Source organism: Streptomyces sp. NPDC048269 (assembly GCF_040652395.1).
Taxonomy (GTDB): Bacteria; Actinomycetota; Actinomycetes; order Streptomycetales; family Streptomycetaceae; genus Streptomyces.
In genome coordinates, this window is record NZ_JBEZLW010000049.1 from 16,467 (window position 1) to 37,557 (window position 21,091).

The following is a 21,091-nucleotide window of genomic DNA, read 5'->3' on the forward strand; positions in this document are numbered from 1 at the left end:
TTGGGTCGTCGCGGTGTGTTGTACAGCGCACCCTACGACGTCAACGCCACAGCTTCTATGGGGTTCTTGAGGCACAGGTGATCCATCGTCACGCTTTGCCCATAAATGCCGGTCAGTCATATGCCAATACTCTTTCCCGGGCTGTCGCCCGTCCCGGATCGCGGGATGATTCGAGCGTGGCCCTGCACCTGCGTGCGCGTGGCCGAAACTCGACTGCCTGGCTTGTTCTTTGCTGTTGATAAGGGTTCGTGGAGTAGCGGTACTGCCCGGTTCCTGATCAGAAGGGCGGGTCCCACGCGCGTGCCTCCGCGGTCCCGCGCGGCCGGGCCGCCGGCTGGGAGCCGGGCGGTCCGGGCGCCGTCCGGGGCGGGCGGCCCCAGGTGAACGTGTACTCCGAATAGGAGTCGATCAGGCCTGCCTCGATCAGGGCTTCGCGGTCGGCGAGCTGCGCCATGAGGCCGTCGTGGTCGCGCTGGCACTCCTGCCAGTCGGCCGTTTCCGCGGCGGACAGACCCTGGTGCCGTGCGGGACGGCCGGTCACAGCTGGGTCCAGCCGCGAGGCTCGGCCGCTCCGGCGAGCGGTGTCCAGACGGCGGCGCTTGGCCCGTGTGCTTCGAGGTCTTCGAGGACGGCGGCGCCGAGGGGGACGCGGGTGGCGAAGCGGGTGACGAGGTCGTGGTCGGCGGTCATGCGGCGCAGGTCGGCGATGCGGTTGGTGAGGGTGGTGCGGGGTGCGCCGGTGAGGATGAACAGGACGCGTGGGAAGCGCGGGTAGAAGCGCTGCCAGGCGAGGTGGGCGGTCTGGTCGGCGACGGTCTGGCGGCGTCCGGCGGGCTGGGGGGTGTAGTCGTGGAACCGGGCGTAGGTGATGAGCTTGCGGGCGAGGCGTTCGCTGCTCATGGTCGTGCGGTCGATTTCTACGAAGGCCCGGTAGTGGAGCCGGCGGGGCTGGATGGCGGTGTAGTGGAAGACGGCGTCGGCGATGAGGCGGTCTTCGCCGCCGGTGTCGGGGAGGCGGTGGGTGACCTCGGGCATCCAGTCCAGAGGCTGGTACTCGTCCTTGCGGGTCCGGGCGTCGGTGAGGAAGGCGAGGTGGGCGCGGACGCCGGTGAGGGTGTGGGCGGCGCGCAGGGCGGCTGCGGTGGGTGAGGTGATGGGGTTGGCGTGGCGGCCGCGGAGCTCGGGCCAGTCGCTGACGGCCTGGATTCCGGCGGGGGTCAGGAAGTGGGCCTGCAGGCCGCTGCGGCCGCCGAGGACGGTGTGCGTGATCAGGCCGTCGGCGCGCAGGGGGCTGAGGACCTTGTGCACTTTGCGCGGTGGGGTGTGGGGCATGAGCATCTGGTGGAGCTGGGTGGTGGCCAGCAGGCGGTGCTGGGCGATCAGGGCGAGTGCCTGATGGGCGTAGGTGTCGCCGGCGGCGGGCTGGATCACGGCGGGGCTGGTCATGCGAACTGCTCCTGGCTGTGGTCGGTGGCGGGGGGTGTCAGGCCGGTGAGGAAGCCGCTGACCGTCTGCTCCTGTGCGAGGGCGAGGGCGGTGAGTTCGGACAGCGGCCGGGCGCCGGCATTTTGGAGCGCGGCCTTCTTCAGGGCGCCGGCCCGGGCCGGGCGGGCGAGTGTGCCGAAGACCTCGTCCAGTTCGGGGCCGCGGATGCGCAGGGGGCCGACGCGCGTGCCGGCGACGGTGAAGGAGGCGTAGTGCTGCCACCGGTCCAGTTCGGCGACGTCGTCGGCGGTGATGGTGGTGGCGGGCCACTGGCTGGTGATCTGGGAGATCGCTTCGGTGGAGCCGGCAGTGGTGGACAGGCAGGAGGCGTTCTGCAGCAGGGCGGCGCGGGTGGCCGGGTTCAGGCGGTGCAGGAGCTGGGTCATGCCGTGCAGGCGGCAGCCGAACTTGCGCAGCTGCTCGGTGATCTCGGCAATAACGGTGGAAGCGCCGCTGTCGAGGGAGATCAGCTCGTCCAAGTAGAAGCGGAAGGGGCGGCGCTTGGCCGTAGGCAGGTCGCGGCGGGACAGGCCCGCCCGCAGGAAGTCCCGCACGATCAGGGTGATCAGCATCCGGTCGGTGGGGCCGGTCCCCGGCGGGCAGATCCACACGACGTGTGACTCGTCCATGGCCCGGCGGATGTCGTACCCGCTGACCGGGCAGCCCAGGAACGCCCGGGTCACCGGGCTCGCCCCAAGCCGCTCCAGCGGGTTGAGGACGGTCAGCAGACCGTCCTTGGGCAGGTCGGGGAAGCTGCTGGTCCACCACCGCCGGGCCTCGTCGTCCAGCGCCCGCAGGACCAGGTGGCGGAAGGACGGGGCGGTCAGCAGCGGCCGGATCTGGAAGATGGTGGCCTGCCCCTCCGGCTTCCCGGCGGCGACGGCTGCGGTGTTGACGGCCACCAACGCCTCGACGGCCTTGGTCAAGATGGTGAGCGCACGCGGAGCTGCGATGTCGTCCCAGCCCAGCGCGGTGGCAACCGCGTCGACGACAGCGGCCGCCACGTCATACGGCCGCTGCCCGCCGGCCATGTCCAGCAGATTCCAGCAGGCCAGCAACTCGTCATCGCGCCACACGGTCAGGTCGAACAGGGCGATCCGGTCGATGATGTCGTCGTGGGCGAGGTAGCGGGCGACCTCGGCGAACGAGTCGCCGTGCGGGTCGACGAAAGCGAGCCCGCGCCCGTTGTGGGCGCTGGCGACGGCGTGGACCTGGGCGCGCATGGTCTTGCCCCATCCGGCCTTCCCGGACTGGACCTCGAAGAGAGTGTCGTCCTCGTGGGTGGCCAGCAGCCGCTCGCGGCCGTCGCCCCCCTGGTACCAGCCCTGCGGCAGCAGATCCTTGCCCCGCTCATAGGTCGGCATCTGCGTTTCCGACACCGGCATCCGCGCGGCCGCCGTGGGCGGCTTCAGCAGGCCTGCCAGTTCCTCGATGCGCGCCCACCCGCTGCGGGCGGGCCGCATCAGCGCGCGTGTCCACTGCTCGTCGAAGCGGGTCCGCCACGGCCACGCGTCGGGACCGATCCGCACCGGCCCCAAAGACCAGCCCTGCGAGTTGAGGCGGGAGGCGCCTGCGTAGACATCCATGGAGGCGTTGACCAGTGCGAGGAGTTGTTCGGCGCGGCCCGCGGTATCGGAGGCGCACCGCACCAGGACCTGCACGCGCATCAGCCCGGCGTCCTCGGCGAGGTTGCCCAGGGCGCGGTCCCGGTCGATGCGCTGGGCGCGCGGAGGCAGCAGCACAGGGCCGCGGCCGGCGGGGTCGAGCAGCTGGCCCAGGCTGCCGGCGGACTCGGTGCTCAGCGACCGCGCCTCGCGGGCGGCTTCACGCCGGGCCCGGGCGCGGGCCTGCTGCAGGAGCTGCCGCCGCCGCAGAGCAAGGTGCCAGCGCGGGGCGGGGGAGAGGTCTACGCACACCTCGGCGAGGTCGCCGAGTTCGGCCCGCAGACCGGCGACCGCGTCGACCAAGGGCTGCAGGGGGTCGGGCTCCAGCGGTACTTCTCGCAGCCTGGATCCCGGCTTCCCGTTCAGTGCCAGGACCGCCCGCACGACGTGGGTGCGCTTCTTGTCCGCGAGGGGGGCGGCCCGGGTGACGGTGACGCGCGGCCCGAACGGGGAGCGGACCAGCAGAGCGCGGGCGCCAGCCGGTGCCTCGATCCGGTAGGTGAGGGGCCAGCTGCCGTCGGCCCGCAGGCGCAGCCGCAGCGTGCGGGCGCGGCGCGGTGTCCACCACGGTCCTGATCCGGCGGCGCGGATCAGCTGCATGCCGTGGCGCCAGATCTCCTCCTCCCCGGGCGAGAACTGGCCCGACGGCACCAGCTCGACACAGGTGCGCTCGGCGAGGGCCTTGGCGGCCAGGCGGCGCTGCACGGCCTCCCAACCGCCCAGCAGCAGGCTTGCGATCAGCGCCAGCCACCACACGTTGGCGCACGCCCATGCCCCGGCCGTCCACAGGGCGGCGAGGACGCCGCCGGCCATGTCGAAGGCATCGGCCGCGGACGTCATCAGGTCCGGTTCCATGTTCCGTCTCCGTTCTGGGTGAAGTGGACGGCGGCCGGGCGGCCGTCCAGGAAGGTGCCGGCGGGGTCGGCCCCGGCCCACACCAGCCGCACCACCGCCCCAGCACCGCTGTTGGGGTCGCGGCGGGCGGTCGCGGCCTGGATCCGTACCTGCGTGTACCGGGCCGTCTCGGCCAGCCACACGGCCCGCCCCTGACGCAGCAGCAGCGCCTCGTCGGCTGCTGGGAGGTCGCGCGGTGCGGCCGCGTCCATGACCTGCTGGATGATCGGGTCAGCGGCCTCCCCGGATCCGGGGGGTGGCAGCTCCCCGGGCCCGGACGGCGTCGGCGACGCCGCGGCCGTGTTGCTGGAGCTGGGACCGGCAGCCCCGGCCCCGTCGACCTGCCCAGGCTCGCCCGTTGGGCCCGCCGGACTCGGAGTAGGCCCGGTGGCGCCGGTCGTCCCACCTTCGCCCGCCGGCTGTACCGTCACGGATGCGAGCGGCGTGGCGGTCCGCACGGCTGCTGGGGCCTGACGCAGTGGCGCCCCGGCCTCGGTGTGCGGGCGCATCCCCGCATACAGCAAGACGGCGCCGGTACAGGCCAGCAGGGCGGAGGCGGCGAGCAGGCGGCGCCCGTTGGCTTCGGTGCTCATAGGAGGCGTGTCCCTCCCGCGTAGTCGGGCAGCGCGGTGACGGGGTCGATGCGCACCGGCTTGCCCGGCCGGGGGGCGTTGATCATCTTTCCGTCGCCGAGGTAGATCCCGACGTGGTGGATGCTGGCATCGGATGTGGGGTTGTAGCCGAAGAAGACGAGATCGCCGGGGGCGAGCGCGCCCAAGCCGGCGGAAGCGGGGATCCGTCGGCCTGCCCCCGCCTGGGCGGCGGCGGTGCGGGGCAGGCTGATGCCGGCCTTGGCGTAGGCGTAGAGGGTCAGGCCCGAGCAGTCGAAGCCCCGAACGGTGCGGCCGTCCTGCCCGCCGGGGGAGCAGCAGATGCCGGTGGACGGCCCGTCGGCGTCGCCGCCGCCCCAGGAGTAGGGCTGGCCCTGCTGGGCGAGGGCGGCCTGGATGACGGTGCCCGCATTCCCCAACGGGACGGCCGCAGCAGTGCCGAGAGAGTCGTACTGGTCGATGCCCGACAGCACGTCGTCCACGTACGCCCACGACTGGTTGTAGGTGTGGACCGCGGCGCGCAGCTGGTCGCGGTCGGTGAGGTCGCGGCCCTTCCCGCACAGGTAGACGGCGGCCGATGCGGCGGCGTCGTCCGCGTTGTGCGGAGACACCTCGCCGTCGCCGTTGCCGTCCTTCCCGTACGCGCTAAACGTTTCGGGGAGGAACTGGAAGGGGCCGACGGCGCGCTCGAATTCGGCGTCGCCGTCCCAGCGCCCGCCGTCGGTGTCCCGGATGGCGGTGGTGTTGCCGCCGGCTCCGGAGCCGTCAAGGCGCGGGCCTGTGATCGGCGGGGTGATGTCGCCGCCCGCGGCAACCTGACGGCCTGCGGCGTGGTCGGACTCCACCCGGGCGATCCCGGCGAGGATCTGCCAGCGCATCCCCTTGCAGGCGGGGACGTGCGCGCCGATCTGGGAGGCGCCGGTGAGGTAGGCGGCGAACATCCTGGCGGGGATCCCGGCCGCCGCCGCATCGACGCCGCCCGCCAAGTCGCCGGCCCGGCTCCGGGCCGCCGCCGATAACAGAACGGGCCCGGTGCAGCAGGCCGCCGCCAGGATGAGGAGTACTCCGAGGCAGCCCATCTTCTTCCACCGCTTCATGACTCACCGCCACTCTCGCGCCGGCGGCGCTCGGCCTCGGCTACGCGCCGTTCGAACATTCGCCGCAGCCGTTCCCGGTTCGCCTCCTCTGCTGCCCGCGCCTCGTCCTCACTTCGGGCTCCACCCGGTGCAGGACGCTGTGCCTGCGGGCGAGGCCTCGGCTGCGGCCATGGCTGGGGCTGCGGCCGTCGGCGCGAGGCCGGAGCAGCCATACCGCTGCCCGCCGTCCTGCCGCCGGCCGTAGTCGTCCCCCCGTCGGGAGCCGCGGCCCGGCCCGGCGCCGTGTTCCCGTCCCGCGATGCCTTCGCGCGGCGGCCGGAGGTTCCCCCCGCGCCCGGCGTGGTGGGCGTGCTGCCGGACAGCGGGCGGCTGACCGAGGTCCGCGCCATTGGCCGGGCTGCGTCGGCGAGCGGGGCGGTCGCGATCGTCGCGGCGATGGCGGTGTCGCGGACTTTGCCTGCCGGGTCGTGGACCTGCCACTTGGTGGCCAGGACCTGCCCGGTGTGGTCGACCCGGTCACGGACCGCGCGCCCGCCCTGCGCCCACGCGTAGCCGTCCTCGCGGGCGTGGTTGGCGGTGACGCCCAGCTGCTGGCGCACGTCCTGCGTGAACTCCGACCCCGTGGAGCGGGCACGGTGCAGGGTGCGGGGCAGGCCCAGGGTCGCCCCGTAGGCGATACGCGCGGTGCGCGATGCGATGCGGTAGCCGCGCAGCCGGGACGCACGGGCGTGGATCCGGCCGCCGAGCAGAGGACGGTCGGTCGCCGGATCGTGCAAAACCTGGCCGGTCTCCTTGTCCACCACGACTGCGCCGCCGTTCGGGCCTTGGCCGCCGGTGCCGGCGTGGGCGTGCAGCTGGGCGGCCGCGGGATGCTGGCCTGGCTTGGGGCCGATGAGCGCGGCGTGGGCGCCGCGCAGGGCCAAGGCCAGCGGTGCGATGCCGCGCCGCCCCTCGGCCATCGCGTCGCCGAGCAGCCGGCTTGGGGAGAACTGCATCCCGGGGCCGTCGAGGGCTGCTATGCCGCCCAGGGAGCGCAGGCGTGCCCCGAACGCCCCGTGCACGGCGGATCCGCCGCCCAGAGCGCCGATGCCGGGTGTTGCGGAGGGGCCGTGCATGGCGAGCGAGGCTCCGAACTCGCTGTTGTCGCCGCGCAGGTGACTGCCGCCGATCTTCGCAAAGCGCATCCGGGTCGCCATGCGCTGGCCGAACCCGGACGTGGCGGCCAGGACCCGCCGGTGCAGGATCAGGAACGCGACGGCGAGGGCGTCCAGCAGCAGCAGCCGTTCCATCATCTGCCCGGGGCCGGCGTCAGCGAGCAGCGCGTCCACGGCGATCCCGAACATGGGCAGCACCATCGCGGCCACGAACGCGACCAGGGCGGAGACGATGAACACGCCCAGCCACCGCCACAGCAGCATCCGGGACGGTCCGGGCAGCATCGCCCACACCCAGGCGATCGGTCCGCCCGCTGCAGCGGCCGCGTCCGCGCCCTGGGCGCCGAGCATGACCACCGACATCGAAACGATCATGAGCGCGACGACGATGACGGCGACCAGCAAGGCCAGCACACCCCACACCCGGTCCCACGACGGCTTCTGCGCGTACAAGGCGGCCGACTTGCCGACGGGCCCCGCCCCGTTCAGCTCCTTGATCAAGGCCGGGAAACCCTCGTCGCTGGTGACCAGCTCGCGGCACCGCTTGGCGGACTGCGGGTCGAGGAGCTCGCAGTTCTCCAGCTTCTTCTGCCGGGATTCGCAAGTCTTCTTCGAGTCGCTGTCCAGCAGCTCGCACGCGTCCTGCCCATCCTTCGCCGCATCCGCCTGGGGCGCATTGCCCTGCACCCACTTCAGGTGCGCCTTGTACGCGGCGGCCTCGTCGGGGACTTTCGGGTCCAGGACCCGGCCGTACTGCAGGAGCATGTAGGGCCTGACGACCAGGGCGTCGGTCAGCGCGTTCTGGATCGGCGTGGCGACCGCTTGGCCCTGGACCTGCTCGTTCACACATGCCTCGTGGGCCGGGCCCACCGCACTGTCGCAGGGCCGCCCGCCACGGCCCGGGCTGTCGAAGTAGGAGCTGGTGGAGATGGACGCGACCTCGATGGCAGCCCGATGGGTCTGCGCCAGGGGCCCGTCCTGGCCCAGGAGGTAATCGGGACGCACGAACGCGGAGGCAGCCAGGGCCGCGATGACCAGGGTCAGCGCGATCTCACCCAGGCCTTGTCCGACCTTGCCGCGGACGAACGCGATCAGTCCGAACACGAACGCCCAGGCCAGCAAGAGCCCGTGCAGGCCGAGGACGTCGACGACGTTGCGCTGATAGGCGTCGGCGAGGTTCTGCGCGGGATCGGTGAACAGCGTCAGCAACGGGAAGTCGAAAACGAAGCGGAGCAGCCAGCAGCATAGGCCGACCAGCAGCCGCACCAGGGTGAACAGGCCGCCGATGAGGAGCCGCTGGGTCTCCCCGGCGATGTCGAAGGGACGGGTCCCGGTGACCACGCTCCCCACGACCTCGCCTGTCGAGGGGGCCTCCACGTTGCTCTCCAGCTGGTAGCTGGAGAGCGGCACACCTTCACGGGTGGGGATGTCCAGGGGGCTCAGCAGGCCTCCGCCGGGCGCCGATCCGTCGGCGGCGGCTGCCACCGCCGTGTTCGTCACCAGGAACACAACCGTGAGCAGGGTGACGAATCCCGCAGAGCGCAGGGTGCCGCGGTCGACCTGGATCCGCCTCATCGCATCCGCCGCTCGACGCTCAGGGCAAGGCCTACGGCCCCGCCGATCGCGGCGGTGGCGAACAGCATCAGGGCGACGCGGCCGTCCAAGCCAGCGGGTACGCGAATGACGGCGGCCGCCGCGGAGGGGCCGGCGACCGTGGCGGCCGTGTTGGGACTGGCTGCCGAGGGGGTGCGGGTGCAGTAGTCATGGGCCGGGCCGACGACCATGTCACAGGGACCGGCCTTCGCCGCCGCAGGCAGAAAGGTGGCTTGCAGTGGCTGGCTCTGGGGGCTGGCCCATGCGGCGACCGTGCAGGTGAGCAGAAGCAGGGCGAGGGCGCCGGTGAGCAGCAGCCGCAGGTGAGTGTTCATCGCAAGGTCTCCCCGTCGGCCGTTGCGGTACTCGCGCGGCCGGGTGTCGTGAAGATCGATTTCGTGAGGCGGGGGACGGGCGGGACCACGACCTTGATCCGGCCGACCTGCATGCGCGGATCGCGCAGCAGCATTTCGCCCTCGCGGCCGGCCTGGCCGATGGGGGCGAGTCCGGTGGTGACCAGCCGCAGCAGGTCCTCGTCCTCGCCGTCCAGGCCGAGGAAGGCCAGGCCGCGGGCTGCCCGGGCTTGGTCGCTCGTGCGGGCCAGGAATCGGTAGGCGATCAGCCCGGCGTCCTTGCCGAGTTCCGTCTCGTCGTGGGCGCCGAGGAACACCCCGGCGCCGTGCTTGCGGCCGTCGTGCAGGATCTCGTGGACGAGCGCGGAACCCTCTGCGGATGAGGTGAGCCAGTAGCACTCGTCCATGGAGACCAGACAGAACCGCTCCGGCTCGGTGAACGCGGCCTGCCGGGCGATCGCTGCGACCAGATACAGCACGGCCCGCCCGATCAGGGCCTCCAGCGGCTGCTGGCGCAGCACTTCGACGTCGGCGAACGCCTCACGCGGCGGCAGGGTCAGACCGGCGGTGGTGATGACGACCATGTCGGCGCCCAGGTCCCCGCCCAGGGTGACCGGCGGCAGGTCCGGGTCGAACACCATCGCGGCCAGGGGGTTCGTGCGGACGATCCGCAGTAGGTCGGCCATGGTCGCCGCCGCGTCCGCGCGGCTGGTGCCGCTGGTTTCAGCGAGGGCCGCCAGGACGTCCAAGACCTTGCCCATGGACGGCTCAGGCCCCCCGGAGACCTCTTCCACGGCGTGATGGAGGACGGCGCCGGCGGCGCTCATCGCCCCCACCCCCAGCTGCAGGGTCAGGTAGGAGAGCGCGTAGTGGGCGCCGACCGGCCCGCCGAACACACGCAGCGGGTCGATGGAGATCCGGGCCTGGGCGGCGTCGATGACCTGGCACCGCTCACCAGCCGCGGACCGGGCGAAGGTGGCCCATTCCCGGATCGGGGTCCGGTCGATGACGATGGCACGCCCGCCACGGTCCACGACCGCGGAGGTGACCAGCTTCTCCAGGACGCTCTTGCCGCCGCCCAGGTCACCGATCACCGCGCTCGACGCGCTCGCGTTGACCTGCGGAGCGTCCGCCGGATTCAGCAGGACCGGGCGGATAGTGCCGCTGTCCAGGTCGTGACCGATCATCATCCCGGCCGGATCCCCCACCCGCGACAGGGTCAGCGCACCACTGGCGGCCCAGTCCTCCGACAGCTGATGCTGGGTGAACTGCGTGAGCTTCGGGGACCGCAGCGATCCGGGAAGCGACAGCGCGAACAGTTCCTCCTGCATCCCGACCGGCCGCACCGCCCGGTAGTCGGCCCCCGACAGAGCCGCGGACAGCTCCCGGGCCCGGGCGTCGCACGTTGCGGCATCCGGCGCCCACACGGTCAGCACTGTCACGGACTGGACCTCGACCTCCACCGACGTCCGCGCCATCCGGGCATCCTGCTCGGCCAGATCCCCGGCAGCGTCCGGCAGCGAGTGCGGCATCCCGGTCGGCTGCGCCCCGTACTGCCCGGCCTGGTCCAGCAGTTCACGCTTCTTGCGCTGCACCTGCGCCCGAGCCCTGTTCGCGGGCACCACTCGCAAGTCCACGGCGACATCGACGGGGAACGGCATGCCTTCCAGCTGGGCCAGGACATCCGCGCTCGCTACCGACACTGCCGGCGGGAGCTCGGCGAGGACGAGGTGGGCCTGGTAGCCGGTACCGGCATCCGTTTCGACCTGAAGCCACTTGCGGCCGACCGGCGAAGCAGTCGCAGCCGACCGCCACCACCCGCCCGGCCCCGTCCAGCGCGCCTTCGCGCTCTGCGTGTCCTCCTTGGGCTGGCCGCCCTCGGACAAGCGGACCTGGCCCAGGTCGGCGTAAGAGGGGGAGAGGAGCTGTCCGTCGTGGACACGGCTGCCGTACAGAGGGCTTGCCACGGCGTCGGACAGGAGAGGCTCCTCCAGCCCCCGGTGCAGGGCGTGCTGGACGATCCACACGATCGCGGCCGGGGACGCAGGCCGCAGCCCCAGACCGCCGCCAAGCGAGGCCTGCAGACGCTCGGCGTCCTTCTGCGCGGCCAAGACCTCGGCCTCGCCCACCGCCACCGGCGGCACGCCCAGGACGGCGGACAGTTCCGCGTACAGGGCCCCGAAGGATCCAGCGGCCGCACCACCCTTACGCGGCAGGGGCACGGCCAGCCACAGGGTCCGCTCGTGCATCTCCTGACCGGTCAGCAGGTCCACCGTGGCCGCGCACGTCTCCGCCCACGCGGGCATCTGCTGCCAGGCCACGCCTTCGACCATCCGCTCGGCGACCTCGCCCGGATCGGTCCGCGCGGCCAGCGCGAAGATCCGCGGCTCCATCGCCGGCATCGACCGGACGAAGGAGGTGATGCGGCCGAGGAGTTCGTCGCGGACGCGGGCGGGCTGGTAGCCCCCCGAGAGCGGAGCCACCCGCCACACCGCCCACACGGTGCCGGACGTGGACCACAGCAGATGACCGGCGATGTGCCGGAACGGAAGCCTCATCACGCAGCCTCCTTGGCCGCAGCCGCCTGCTCCAGCAGACGCGACAGCCCCGACCCCGCCACCACACCCCGCCCCGCCACCGGCGTGAGCGCAGGCCTGCCCGCCGGCACCTCCTCCACCGAGGACAGGACCGAGGACACGGGGGCCTGCTCGATGACGAACTGGCCGACCAAACGCGACGGGCGCCGGTCCCGGGCCACACGGCCGCCGATCCGCCCGGCAGGATGCCGCAGCAAAACCACCAGCACCCCGGCAAGCGCCGTGAACGGGTTCTGCCCGGCAATCTGCGCACCGCGTACCGCCCACACCGCACCGACCCACAACACGACAGGCACCGGCCCCGCCCACGACCACCAGTCAAAGGTCTTGATCAGCGAGAACGCCCCACCGCCCAGCACCACCAACTGCGCCGGGGTGTACGGGCCGAACGGCACCACCCAGTCCCCGAACTTCCCCAACACCCACGGATGGCGACGCGCACTCGTGTAGACCCGCGCAACGCGCGGCTGAACCGCGGCGCTCACAGCACGCTCCCCGTCACCGGACCGGTCCCAGCCTCGCCGTCGGGGCGAGGACTGATGACGACCGTGGACGGACCGGCCCCCTTGGCCGGGTTGTTGATCTCGCTGGTGACCTTCCCCGACAGGGAATCCCGGGCGCTGTAGATACCGAGCGCGATGATCATCGCGAGCAGGGCGCCGATCGCGGCCTTCAGGGAAAACGTGCGGGCGACGATGACGAGCACAAGCAGGACGAGCACGGCTTTGAGGCCCTTGTCGGCCCAGTCAGCCACGGTTCCGATCAGGGAGTCGCCCAGGGCGTCGAGCTCGCCCGCCAGCAGCACGGAGGGGACGGCACTCATCGGGCACCGCCCGTCAGGGCCGTGGCCGTGGCCGTGGGGGCGGGTGAGGCCGTGCCTGTGGGCGGGCCGGTCACTCCGGCCTCCAGCGCACTGATCTCCCACCGTCCGGCCCGCGCGGTGACCTCCGCCCGGTAGAGCAGCGGCCAGCGCACGCCCTGCGTGTCTTCGCCGGTCACCCGGATCCGCACCCTCGCCTTCGCCCCGTCCGCGGGCACCGCCTGACCGGCGGCGACCTCAGCGTCCGCAGCCACGTCCTCGACCTCGACCCGCGCATACGGAGCAGCCTTCGGCGCCGCCACCCGCAGCCCCGGCGACAAGTACCGGTCCAGACCCGCACCCTGTCCACCGCCGAGATACGTCCGGACGAACTCGCCCAGCGACGTTCCCAGCGCCGAGGTGGCCGGGACGGGGCGGTTGAACTCCGAGGCGGGTACCGGGGGCGCGTCCGGGGCGGCGACCTCCGCCGGCCCTCCGCCGATCACGAGCGGACCGCCGTCCTTGCCACCGGTCCCGGACACGGCGAAGTACCGCACCTGCGCCACCACAGCGCCCGGCCCGCTCGCCGCCGGCGCCGGTTCGCTCTGGTCGCGGGCCGCCGCCACCATTACCGTCCACGTGCTGCCCGGCCCGTCGGCGGTACGGAGTGCCACCACCGGCGCCGGTGCAGGCGCGGTGCCGGTGGTGCGGGGCCGCTTGGGGAGTTCCACCCCAGGGGCGATAGAGCGCAGCGCCGCGGCGGCCGCGCTGTCCGGGGCGGCGGCGTCGGCGCGCAGCCACAGATCCACGAACAGCTCTGCGATGCCGCGCGGGTCGGCCGGGGGCCGGACCGCTTCGGCGGGGCGGTGCGCCGGTGCCGCCTGGGCCGCCGGAGTCCTCGGGAGCCCGACAGCGACGGCGAGAGCGAGGGGTCCGGCCGCGAGCGCGGCCCAGACACCCACCCGGGCGAAGCGCGGCCCGCGGGAGACCGCCTGCCCGGCCGGGACGGTCTCCGGACGGCTCGTACGCAGCGCCTGAGCCGCCGCGGAGGGCCTGGCCGTGCGGCGGCGGGGTGGGGGAGTGGGAGTCATGGTGACGCCTTCCGTGGGAGGGGTGATTGCTCTGCCCACGACACGGCGACGACCTCACCGGCTAGATCACCACGGCCACCCCACCGACATCACAGGTGGACAACGGGCTGCGGTGGTGACTCACCGGTGACTCACCACAACCTCCCCACCGCAGGTCACAGCCACTGCCCACCGGCTACAGGCGACGTCACTGGTGAGGTTGCGCGGCAAACGCACCCGGACTGCCCGCCTGCACAAGGACCGCAGCAAGGACCATGCAGAGGCGGCGGGCTGCGGCTCGCTTGTCGGGGGGTGGACTTCCGTGTGGGGCCGTGTCGGGCCCCGGCCCTTGGTCCAGTCTCGTTGGGGATGCCATGTGGAAGATCGTTCATCTGAACGCGGCGAGTGCCCTGGCGGCCGCGTTCGTCCTCTCGGCGGCCGGGCCACTGCCGCTGACTCCAGTGCCTGCACGCATCACCTCTCAGGCCCGCAGGTCTGAGTGAGGCTGGACCGCGAATTGCCGCAGCAGTTCGGCGCCTGGTCGACCATCCACAACCCTTCCGGCAGCCGACGGTCAGCTGACCGAGTTGCACGACTGCGCTCCACGTTGCAGTCGGCCCACACCGCAGCCGCTGAGGGTGATCCCGCGTCTGCACGCGACTTGGTGACCGAGATGTACTACGACGCCCGAGAAGCTAGCCTTCCCTGCGCTCCCGCGCTACCTGGCCCCTGCGCCGCGGACCGGCAGGCTCGCGACTATGCCAAGGACGAACTACGGCAGGTGCTTCCTGTGGACCTGCGCGAGGAACTCGACAAAATCGCGCTCTTCCTGCGCGTCACGGACCGCCGTCTTCAGACGGCCCCCGGTCTCGATGCCGCCACCCGCCGGGACACGGTCTGACCCCCTGCCACTGCCGGTCGACGCACGGACGCGGCCGCCCAGGCAGCGTTCAGGGTGGCAGCGGGGCGTACGACAGGTCGGAGCGGGGCGCCCTGCGCGGCCGGGCAGAGCGTTCGGCCCTGCGGTCGGGAGCCTGCCGTGCGTACTGAGACTCGCCCGGCGCCTCGCGGGCCGCGAGTGCGGGACGGGCCGGCGCGGAAGCACGACCGGCTTCGGGAAAGGCGCCGGCCGCAGGTGGGGCCGCAGACTCGGCCCCCGGGTCCGGTCGTGCGGGCCGGGGGTCGACGGGGTACTTGGGGTCTTCCGAGACCGCAACATGCGCGACCCCGGCGGGAGGGCGGTGTGGTGCGGGGTGGACGGTGGCGCACTGTGGGGCCGGGTTGGCGCGGGCAGGCCCTGGTGAAACCCTCCACGCCCGGCTCGTCATCGGCGCCGACGGCAGCGCCAGCCGCGTCGCCCGCTACGTCGGAGTCCCTGCACCCAAATTGATCTCGCCCTGGAAGCCGAAGTACCGGTCGACGCAACCACGGCCGACCGCTGGCGCGGCCGGATGCTGATGGAATGGGGCCCCCTGCCCGGCTCCTTCGGCTGGGTTTTCCCCAAAGGCGACGTCTGCACCGCCGGCGTCGTCGCCGCCCGCGGCAAGCCTGACGCCCTGGGCGCCTACAAGCGAGACTTCCTCGACCGCCACGGCCTTCTCGACCCCCGCCCCCTCCACGACAGCGGCCACCTGACGCGCTGCCGCCACCCCGACTCCCCCCTCGCCCGCGGACGCGTGCTGGTCGCCGGCGACGCAGCAGCGCTTCTCGACCACTGGTCACGCGAGGGAATCTCCTATGCCCTGCGCTCCGGAAACCTCGCCGGTCTCACCGCGGTGCGCATCTTCACCGGCGGCGGCGAAGCGGACGTGAGCACGGCCACCACCCACTACGCGCAGCAGATCAATGCCAGCCTCGGCGCCGAGATGCGCGCCAGCGCCCCCCTCATGAACCTCTTCACCCTCAACCCGGCATCATCCACACGGCCATCACCCGCCTGCCACCGGCATGGCGTCGCCTCGACGCCTAGATTGCCGGCCGCACCAGCGTCGCCGGCATCATGACCACGCCCCTGGCACGTACCGCCGCCGCCCTCACCTCCTGGCTGCCGCCAAGACCCGCAAAGGTGCTGGAGCGCACGCCGGACCCCGTCTGAAGCCAAGCGTCGAAACCCCAACCGTGCTGGGGCTCCTACACCGGAAACCCGGCCCGCCGCGACGAGTTGAGCTGCCCCGGGGCACGGTCTGGGTGCGCGTGTTGACGGACATGCGGACGAGTTCCACGCAGACGCGGGCTTGGGGGAGTCGATGGGCATAGCAAGGCGGGAGCCGAGGCGGAACCGCAACTCGCCGCTCTACTCTCACTGGCGAGCATCTCGCGGCGTGCGTGGGCGCCTGACGCCCGGGTCGGGTCCTCGCCCCGCCAGCCCCTGCCGTCCGCGGGGGGTGGGCGGGGTTGCGAGGATGCGCGGATGGATCTCGACACGTTCCAGATGCTGCTGACCGACGAGGGCCAGGCCGTGCTGGCCGCCGTAGGTGACTGCGACCCGGTCACATGGCCGGCCACACTCACCGCGCTGCGCTGGGACCATCCGGCGCAGCTGGTGACGGCTGCGATTGAGCAGGTCCGCCTGCGGCAGGAGGCGGAGGCAAAGTTCGGCGCGCAGGCGCGGCGAATGTACTTCACCCGGGAGGGTCTGGAGCGGGCCTCCCACTGGGAGGTGGCGGAGTACAAGCTGGGCCGGGTCCTCGACGAGATGGGTGTGGTGTTCCTCGACGTGTTCGACCTGGGTGTAGGGGCCGACGCGCTCGCGCTGGGATCGGGGCACGCCGTCACGGCCGTCGACAGTGATCCGTTGAACGTCGCGATCACCACGGCCAACGGTGAGGCCCTGGACGCGCTGTCGATGATGTGGATCAAGCAGCAGGACCTCACGGCCTACCGGCCCCGGGGCGAGGCGGTCTTCATCGACCTCATGCAGTGGGGAGCGCCGGTCGGCGGTACCGGCGCGCAGGCCGGGGCGCCGTCGCCGCTGGCGTGGGCGCTGGACACCGTCCGCGCGATGGGGGCGGGGTCGATCCGGCTGAGCCCGGAGGTTCCTTACGGGAGCATGCCGGAGGGGCGCGGGGCCGACGAGGCCGAGTGGATTTCATGGGAGGGCGAGGTGCAGGAGGCCGTCCTGTGGTGGTGGTACGGGGAGATGAACCCCGCGGTGCGGGCACCACGCCGGGCTACCCTGTTGCCCGGCGGTGCCACGCTGGTCGGCCGGGGGCTGGCGGACCCGGCCGTGCGGCCGCCCGGTCGCTATGTGTACGAGGTGGACGCGGCTGTTGTCCGGGCCGGTCTCGTGGCTGAGGTTGCCGAGGATGTCGGCGGTGGTGTGCTGGATGCGGCCGTCCCCGCCTGTGTCACCTCGGACGAGGCGCACGCCACGCCGTTCGCGACGGCCTACGAGATCATCGAAGCCCTGCCGTTCGAATCCGCCGGGTCCGCGGTGCTGCTGCGCGGGCGTGAAGTGGGCGAGTTGACCGTACTGCAGCACGGCTGCGCTGCCGAGGCCGCGGAGCTCAGGCGGGCCTTCGTCCCTGGGGGCGCGGGCGCGGCGACAGTGTTCCTGACCCGGGTGGCCGGGGAACCGACCCTGCTGCTCGTTCGCCCCGCGACTGATCCACAGGCCGCCCTTCCATCCCGAAACCGCACGTCACCTCCTAGCTGAGCGGAACAGCAAGCCGGGCGGGCTCTCGGATCATGTACGCACCACGGGGGAACTGACCCCGCCGCGGCCGCAAGGGCTGGCCAAGTACAACGCTCAGACTGTCCAACTGTGGGGTTCTGACCGCGCTTCCGTGACGACTCCGTCTGGAGCGGGATGCAGGCCGTGGAGACTTCTAAGGACATCCCAAGGCCGATGTCACCCAGCTTTCGGAGGGCGGTGCGTCTTGGGCCGCGCCGTTCACGGCCACGAATCGTTCCACTCGACGTTCCACACCTGGCCTTGCGCGTTCTCGAACTCCACGAAACTCCCCGGAGCGCCTTCGAGGAGCGAGAGCTCCCTGAGCAGCACGTCGTGCGTGGTGAACCCACGGGACGGGCCCCCACTGCCGCCATTGGTCCAGGTGTTCTCGGATCTCAGCCGCACGTATGGAACCGGGGGCCGAGAGATGATCGCCGGCCGCAGCATGCGGTTGAACCGCAGAACGGCTTCCTCCAGGCTCTCGTCTCCGCGCAACTCGCACTGGTACGCCGGGAAGACCGCTGAGACGACCTTGTTCAGGGCCTCGTTTCGCCCATGGTGATAGCCGTGCACGGGCGGCGCGGCCGCTGCCACCGCGTCGAACCGGTAGGCCCCGTAAGATGGGAAGACGCGACTGTTGCGGCGCGGGCGAGCCCTCGGCTCCCTCCCGCTACCCCGCCTTACCGGCCCGGCTGACCGCCGAGACGCCGGGGCCCGATCGCGAGGTCGCGGGCCTGCCTGACGAAGCTGGAGGCCGGGATGATGCGGCCGCCCACGTGGATTCCGGACGAGAGGCGGCAGTCGCGGCCGACCGCTAGGCCAGGGCCGAGGGTGAGGGTGCTGCCCGTCTGTGTGCGGTCGCCGATCAGGGCGCCGAAGGCGGGGGCCTTGCAGCGGTACGGCTCGTCATCTCCGTCGGCCCGCAGGACGATCTCCGTGATCGGGTGCCGCATGTCCGCGTTCAGCAGGCTGATGGCTGCCACGACGACCTGCGCGGATAGGTGGGCGCCGGCGCCGATGACGGAGTGGCCAACGCCGACGGAGTGTCCCAGCCGCGCTCCATCGCCGACGAACGTCTGCGTCACCTCGCATCCGAACCCGACCGAGGCCCCGGCACACAGCACCGAGCCCCTGCGGACCGTCGAGAACTCGTAGACCCGTACACCGGGGCCGACGATCACGTCCGGTCCGATGTTCGCCGTGGGGTGGATGACCGCCGAGGGATGGATCCGGTCCGGCAGCGAGAGCAGGGCGTCCTCGTGGATTGCCTTCCAGTCGCGCAGGAATGCGGACAGCTCGTAGTCCTCCAGCCTGCCGTAGGCGGTGTGCGCCATGCCGGCCTGCTCGGGGCTGCTGACGTAGTCGCCGATGCGGATCAAGCTGGGCATGTGCTGCTCCTTGATATGTCGTCATGGGCGGGTAGCGGTGGGCGGGTGGCACGGCGGGCGGGCTAACATCGCCTGCATTCGTCATGGAATGGGAGGGCTGCCCGTGCCCGGTCCGCGTCTCGGTGTTGCCGTCATCACGATGGGGACCCGTCCCGCCGAACTGCTCGCCTTGCTTGATTCCGTGCGCGCCCAGGACGGCGAGCCGGTCCGGATCGTCGTCGTCGGGAACGGGTGCCGGCTCGACGGGCTCGGGCCGGACGTCGAGACGGTGGAACTTCCGGAGAACCTCGGGGTCTCCGGCGGGCGGAACGTGGCGCGGAAGACGCTGCGGGCACACGGTGACGTCGATGTGGTCGTCGATCTCGACGACGACGGACTGCTGCCCGATCCGGACACCTTCGCCCTGCTGCGCAAGGCCCTGGCCGACCCGGCCGTCGGCATCGTGAGCTTCCGGATCGCCGACGAAACCGGCTTCACTCAGCGACGACACATCCCGCGGCTCCGGGCCGCCGACCCGATGGCGGCCGGAGAGGTGACCACCTTCCTGGGCGGCGGCCACGCCATCCGTGCCGAAGTCTTCGAGCAGGTTGGGGGATGGCCGACGGAGTTCTTCTTCGCGCACGAGGAGACCGATCTCGCCTGGCGGGCCATCGACGCCGGATGGCAGGTCCGCTACGAGCCCGGGCTGCTGCTCCAGCACCCGCGGACCAGTCCGGCCCGTCATGCGATGTACTTCCGGACGAACGCCCGCAACCGCGTATGGCTGGCGAAGCGGCACCTGCCCGCCCTCCTCGTCCCTGTGTACCTCGGTGTCTGGACGGCACTGACCCTCGTACGCCGACCCCCGGTCGCCGGACTGAAGGCCTGGCTCGGAGGATTCGCGGAGGGCGTCCGTACGCCGTGCGGGCGTCGCAAGCCGATGCGCTGGCGCACGGTGGCCCGTATGACGCGCCTCGGACGCCCACCGATCGTCTGACCGGGGGCCGTCAGGCGATGACGGCGCTGTCAGCCCGGTGCCGCTCGGCCTCCTCGCGGAGGAAGTCGGGCAGCGCGCCCGGGGTCTGGTCCAGCCAGGCGACGTAGCGGGCCACTCCCTGTTCGACGGAGATCCGAGGCTCCCAGCCGAGCGCGGCGGACATGCGGGTGGTGTCGGCGTAGCCGCCCAGGGGGTCGCCTTCGGGCAGCGAGCGGGTTTCCACCGGAGCGTCCGGGTAGTGCTGGACGACCATGTCCGCGATCTCGCGGATCGAGGTCGCCCGGCCGGTGCCCACGTTCAGCACCTGCCGGTGGGCTGCCGGGGCGAGCACGGCGCGGATGGTGGCCTCGGCGACGTCGTCGACGTGCACGAAGTCGCGGACTTGGCCGCCGCCCCCGTTGAGGAGCAGCGGCAGCCCGAGCTTCGCTCGCATCGCCAGCCACGCCACCACCCACGAGTGACTGTGCTCCTTCACGGTCTGCGGTTCGCCGTAGACGCTGAAGTAGCGCACGGCGGCGTGCGACACGTTCGCGGCGTTCAGCACCAGCGCGGTCTGGTGCTCGCCCCACACCTTGGTGTTGGCGTACACGGAGAGCGGAGCGAGGGGCTGCTCCTCGTGCCAGGACCGGATCTCCTGCCGCTTGGGATCGCCGTTGCCGTACACCGCCGCCGAGGAGACGAAGACGAACCGACGAACCTTGGCGGTGTGTGCCCGAACGGCTCCCAGCAGGACCTGCGTTCCGTGGACGTTGGTCTCCAGTGCGGCGAGCGGGTTGCGGGTGCAGGAGGCGACGTCGGCGAGGGCCGCGGCATGGATGACGTAGTCGCTCTGCCTGACCATCGCGTTCATGAGGGCCTCGTCGGCGATGTCGCCCACGACGGTGTCGCGGTCGCCGGCGTGGACGCCGAAGAGGTCGCTGTAGACGCGGGCCGGGTACGCGTCGAGTTTGCCGACGGCGATGACGCGGGCACCGGCGGCCCGCAGGTGGCTGGTGATCCGGCTGCCGACGAGCCCGCCGCCGCCGGTGACCATGACCGTTGCGCCGGATACGGCAGAGCGCAGGTCGTCGTCGATGCGTGAAGCGGGTGAAGAGGGTGAATAGGGCATGGTGTATCTCCCGTCCTTGAGGTGAGGGTGAGGCCCGGGCGAGGTCTGGGGGACCCAGACCGGCGTCGGGTCGGCCGGGCGGCTCGGGCGCGGGCCGTTGCTCTGGATGCGCAGGAGCTGTCGGGCCAACGCTGAGAGGAGCGTGAGCTGGGCCGCGGGGCTGCGCATGGAGCCGGCATCGGCCTGGAGCAGTACCGAGCGGCTGTGCCCGATGGTCGCGCGCAGGATGTCCGCCGTACGGTCGTCGGGCGCTGCGGCCAGTACGGCTTCGGCGGCCGGGAGCAGGGCCCTGACCAGCCGGACGGGTTGGACTGTGACCTCTCGTAACGGTTCCCGTGCCGCCGTGCACGCCCCGGCATGCCGGACTTCCTGGGCCCGCCCGGCCAGCAGGTCGGCGCGCTCCGAGGCGGCCACGACGGCGGCGGCCAGGACCTCGACGTGGGCGACCTGCCTCGCGGACGGCCCGGGCGGCCTCGTGCGTCGGTTCACTTCCATCCTGGTCATGGCGACCCCTTTGTGGGTGGGTAGGGCACCGGCCCAGGGCATGACGAATCGCCTGGCCGGTGCCGCCGCGCCGGGTGTGGCGCGTCTTCAACCGTCAGTGGGAAAAGCCCCTTTGAGGCGTTGAC

Annotated in this window: 17 protein-coding genes; 3 read left to right on the top strand and 14 right to left on the bottom strand. The window is 72.1% G+C overall.

Annotated elements, in window-relative coordinates; translation table 11 throughout:
- Nucleotides 1–277 precede the first annotated feature (277 nt).
- From AB0D48_RS31860 to AB0D48_RS31910, 11 genes are read right to left on the bottom strand one after another with little or no spacing between them, the layout of a single operon-like run.
- Nucleotides 278–541, bottom strand: a complete 264-nt coding sequence (locus tag AB0D48_RS31860) for a hypothetical protein (RefSeq protein ID WP_362404829.1) — start codon at nucleotides 539–541, stop codon at nucleotides 278–280.
- On the bottom strand, nucleotides 538–1,446 hold the full coding sequence (locus tag AB0D48_RS31865; RefSeq protein WP_362404832.1) for a replication-relaxation family protein: 909 nt from the start codon (nucleotides 1,444–1,446) through the stop codon (nucleotides 538–540). Before AB0D48_RS31865 ends, AB0D48_RS31860 begins: the two co-directional genes overlap by 4 nt.
- Nucleotides 1,443–4,004: an ATP/GTP-binding protein gene (locus AB0D48_RS31870; RefSeq protein ID WP_362404834.1), complete on the bottom strand. Its 2,562-nt coding sequence runs from the start codon at nucleotides 4,002–4,004 to the stop codon at nucleotides 1,443–1,445. Before AB0D48_RS31870 ends, AB0D48_RS31865 begins: the two co-directional genes overlap by 4 nt.
- Nucleotides 3,989–4,636 (bottom strand): hypothetical protein, encoded by a 648-nt coding sequence (locus tag AB0D48_RS31875; protein WP_362404837.1) that lies wholly within the window; start codon nucleotides 4,634–4,636, stop codon nucleotides 3,989–3,991. The genes AB0D48_RS31870 and AB0D48_RS31875 overlap by 16 nt, the downstream gene beginning before the upstream one ends.
- The gene (locus tag AB0D48_RS31880; RefSeq protein ID WP_362404841.1) at nucleotides 4,633–5,751 is read right to left on the bottom strand and encodes a C40 family peptidase; all 1,119 of its coding nucleotides are present in this window, start codon (nucleotides 5,749–5,751) and stop codon (nucleotides 4,633–4,635) included. Before AB0D48_RS31880 ends, AB0D48_RS31875 begins: the two co-directional genes overlap by 4 nt.
- Complete coding sequence (locus AB0D48_RS31885; RefSeq protein WP_362404844.1) at nucleotides 5,748–8,480, bottom strand: hypothetical protein; 2,733 nt, start codon at nucleotides 8,478–8,480, stop codon at nucleotides 5,748–5,750. The genes AB0D48_RS31880 and AB0D48_RS31885 overlap by 4 nt, the downstream gene beginning before the upstream one ends.
- The gene (locus tag AB0D48_RS31890; protein WP_362404846.1) at nucleotides 8,477–8,833 is read right to left on the bottom strand and encodes a hypothetical protein; all 357 of its coding nucleotides are present in this window, start codon (nucleotides 8,831–8,833) and stop codon (nucleotides 8,477–8,479) included. Before AB0D48_RS31890 ends, AB0D48_RS31885 begins: the two co-directional genes overlap by 4 nt.
- Nucleotides 8,830–11,409, bottom strand: a complete 2,580-nt coding sequence (locus AB0D48_RS31895) for an ATP-binding protein (protein ID WP_362404848.1) — start codon at nucleotides 11,407–11,409, stop codon at nucleotides 8,830–8,832. The genes AB0D48_RS31890 and AB0D48_RS31895 overlap by 4 nt, the downstream gene beginning before the upstream one ends.
- Nucleotides 11,409–11,933 (bottom strand): hypothetical protein, encoded by a 525-nt coding sequence (locus AB0D48_RS31900; protein WP_362404851.1) that lies wholly within the window; start codon nucleotides 11,931–11,933, stop codon nucleotides 11,409–11,411. Before AB0D48_RS31900 ends, AB0D48_RS31895 begins: the two co-directional genes overlap by 1 nt.
- Nucleotides 11,930–12,271, bottom strand: coding sequence for a hypothetical protein (locus AB0D48_RS31905; RefSeq protein WP_362404853.1), 342 nt, complete (start codon nucleotides 12,269–12,271; stop codon nucleotides 11,930–11,932). The genes AB0D48_RS31900 and AB0D48_RS31905 overlap by 4 nt, the downstream gene beginning before the upstream one ends.
- Nucleotides 12,268–13,338 (bottom strand): conjugal transfer protein, encoded by a 1,071-nt coding sequence (locus AB0D48_RS31910; protein WP_362404856.1) that lies wholly within the window; start codon nucleotides 13,336–13,338, stop codon nucleotides 12,268–12,270. Before AB0D48_RS31910 ends, AB0D48_RS31905 begins: the two co-directional genes overlap by 4 nt.
- A 1,430-nt stretch (nucleotides 13,339–14,768) precedes the next feature.
- Here AB0D48_RS31910 and AB0D48_RS31915 point away from each other — a divergent pair.
- Both AB0D48_RS31915 and AB0D48_RS31920 read left to right on the top strand, forming a co-directional pair.
- Entirely contained in the window at nucleotides 14,769–15,320 is a 552-nt protein-coding gene (locus AB0D48_RS31915) for a hypothetical protein (protein ID WP_362404859.1), read from the top strand.
- Between the two features lie 407 nt (nucleotides 15,321–15,727).
- Nucleotides 15,728–16,972 (top strand): SAM-dependent methyltransferase, encoded by a 1,245-nt coding sequence (locus AB0D48_RS31920; RefSeq protein ID WP_362404862.1) that lies wholly within the window; start codon nucleotides 15,728–15,730, stop codon nucleotides 16,970–16,972.
- A gap of 237 nt (nucleotides 16,973–17,209) precedes the next feature.
- Here AB0D48_RS31920 and AB0D48_RS31925 read toward each other — a convergent pair whose 3' ends face one another.
- On the bottom strand, nucleotides 17,210–17,584 hold the full coding sequence (locus tag AB0D48_RS31925; protein ID WP_362404865.1) for a hypothetical protein: 375 nt from the start codon (nucleotides 17,582–17,584) through the stop codon (nucleotides 17,210–17,212).
- Between the two features lie 86 nt (nucleotides 17,585–17,670).
- Nucleotides 17,671–18,378 carry a transferase gene (locus tag AB0D48_RS31930; RefSeq protein WP_362404868.1) on the bottom strand — a complete coding sequence of 236 codons (708 nt, stop codon included), beginning with the start codon at nucleotides 18,376–18,378 and terminating at the stop codon, nucleotides 17,671–17,673.
- A 103-nt stretch (nucleotides 18,379–18,481) separates the two neighbouring features.
- On the opposite strand from AB0D48_RS31930, the gene AB0D48_RS31935 reads away from it, so the two are divergent.
- A complete protein-coding gene (locus AB0D48_RS31935) occupies nucleotides 18,482–19,354 on the top strand; it encodes a glycosyltransferase (protein WP_362404870.1) in 873 nt (290 codons plus the stop codon).
- A gap of 10 nt (nucleotides 19,355–19,364) precedes the next feature.
- Here the strand turns inward: AB0D48_RS31935 and AB0D48_RS31940 are convergent, their stop codons facing one another.
- The gene (locus AB0D48_RS31940; protein WP_362404873.1) at nucleotides 19,365–20,966 is read right to left on the bottom strand and encodes an NAD-dependent epimerase/dehydratase family protein; all 1,602 of its coding nucleotides are present in this window, start codon (nucleotides 20,964–20,966) and stop codon (nucleotides 19,365–19,367) included.
- Between the last annotated feature and the right edge of the window lie 125 nt (nucleotides 20,967–21,091).

What these genes read in the sequence shown, in the direction of transcription:
- AB0D48_RS31885 (WP_362404844.1), bottom strand. Translation starts at nt 8,480, where the DNA reads ATGAGGCGGATCCAGGTCGACCGCGGCACCCTGCGCTCTGCGGGATTC.
- AB0D48_RS31940 (WP_362404873.1), bottom strand. Translation starts at nt 20,966, where the DNA reads ATGACCAGGATGGAAGTGAACCGACGCACGAGGCCGCCCGGGCCGTCC.
- AB0D48_RS31870 (WP_362404834.1), bottom strand. Translation starts at nt 4,004, where the DNA reads ATGGAACCGGACCTGATGACGTCCGCGGCCGATGCCTTCGACATGGCC.
- AB0D48_RS31910 (WP_362404856.1), bottom strand. Translation starts at nt 13,338, where the DNA reads ATGACTCCCACTCCCCCACCCCGCCGCCGCACGGCCAGGCCCTCCGCG.
- AB0D48_RS31880 (WP_362404841.1), bottom strand. Translation starts at nt 5,751, where the DNA reads ATGAAGCGGTGGAAGAAGATGGGCTGCCTCGGAGTACTCCTCATCCTG.
- AB0D48_RS31865 (WP_362404832.1), bottom strand. Translation starts at nt 1,446, where the DNA reads ATGACCAGCCCCGCCGTGATCCAGCCCGCCGCCGGCGACACCTACGCC.
- AB0D48_RS31905 (WP_362404853.1), bottom strand. Translation starts at nt 12,271, where the DNA reads ATGAGTGCCGTCCCCTCCGTGCTGCTGGCGGGCGAGCTCGACGCCCTG.
- AB0D48_RS31930 (WP_362404868.1), bottom strand. Translation starts at nt 18,378, where the DNA reads ATGCCCAGCTTGATCCGCATCGGCGACTACGTCAGCAGCCCCGAGCAG.
- AB0D48_RS31890 (WP_362404846.1), bottom strand. Translation starts at nt 8,833, where the DNA reads ATGAACACTCACCTGCGGCTGCTGCTCACCGGCGCCCTCGCCCTGCTT.
- AB0D48_RS31895 (WP_362404848.1), bottom strand. Translation starts at nt 11,409, where the DNA reads ATGAGGCTTCCGTTCCGGCACATCGCCGGTCATCTGCTGTGGTCCACG.
- AB0D48_RS31920 (WP_362404862.1), top strand. Translation starts at nt 15,728, where the DNA reads ATGGATCTCGACACGTTCCAGATGCTGCTGACCGACGAGGGCCAGGCC.
- AB0D48_RS31915 (WP_362404859.1), top strand. Translation starts at nt 14,769, where the DNA reads ATGCTGATGGAATGGGGCCCCCTGCCCGGCTCCTTCGGCTGGGTTTTC.
- AB0D48_RS31875 (WP_362404837.1), bottom strand. Translation starts at nt 4,636, where the DNA reads ATGAGCACCGAAGCCAACGGGCGCCGCCTGCTCGCCGCCTCCGCCCTG.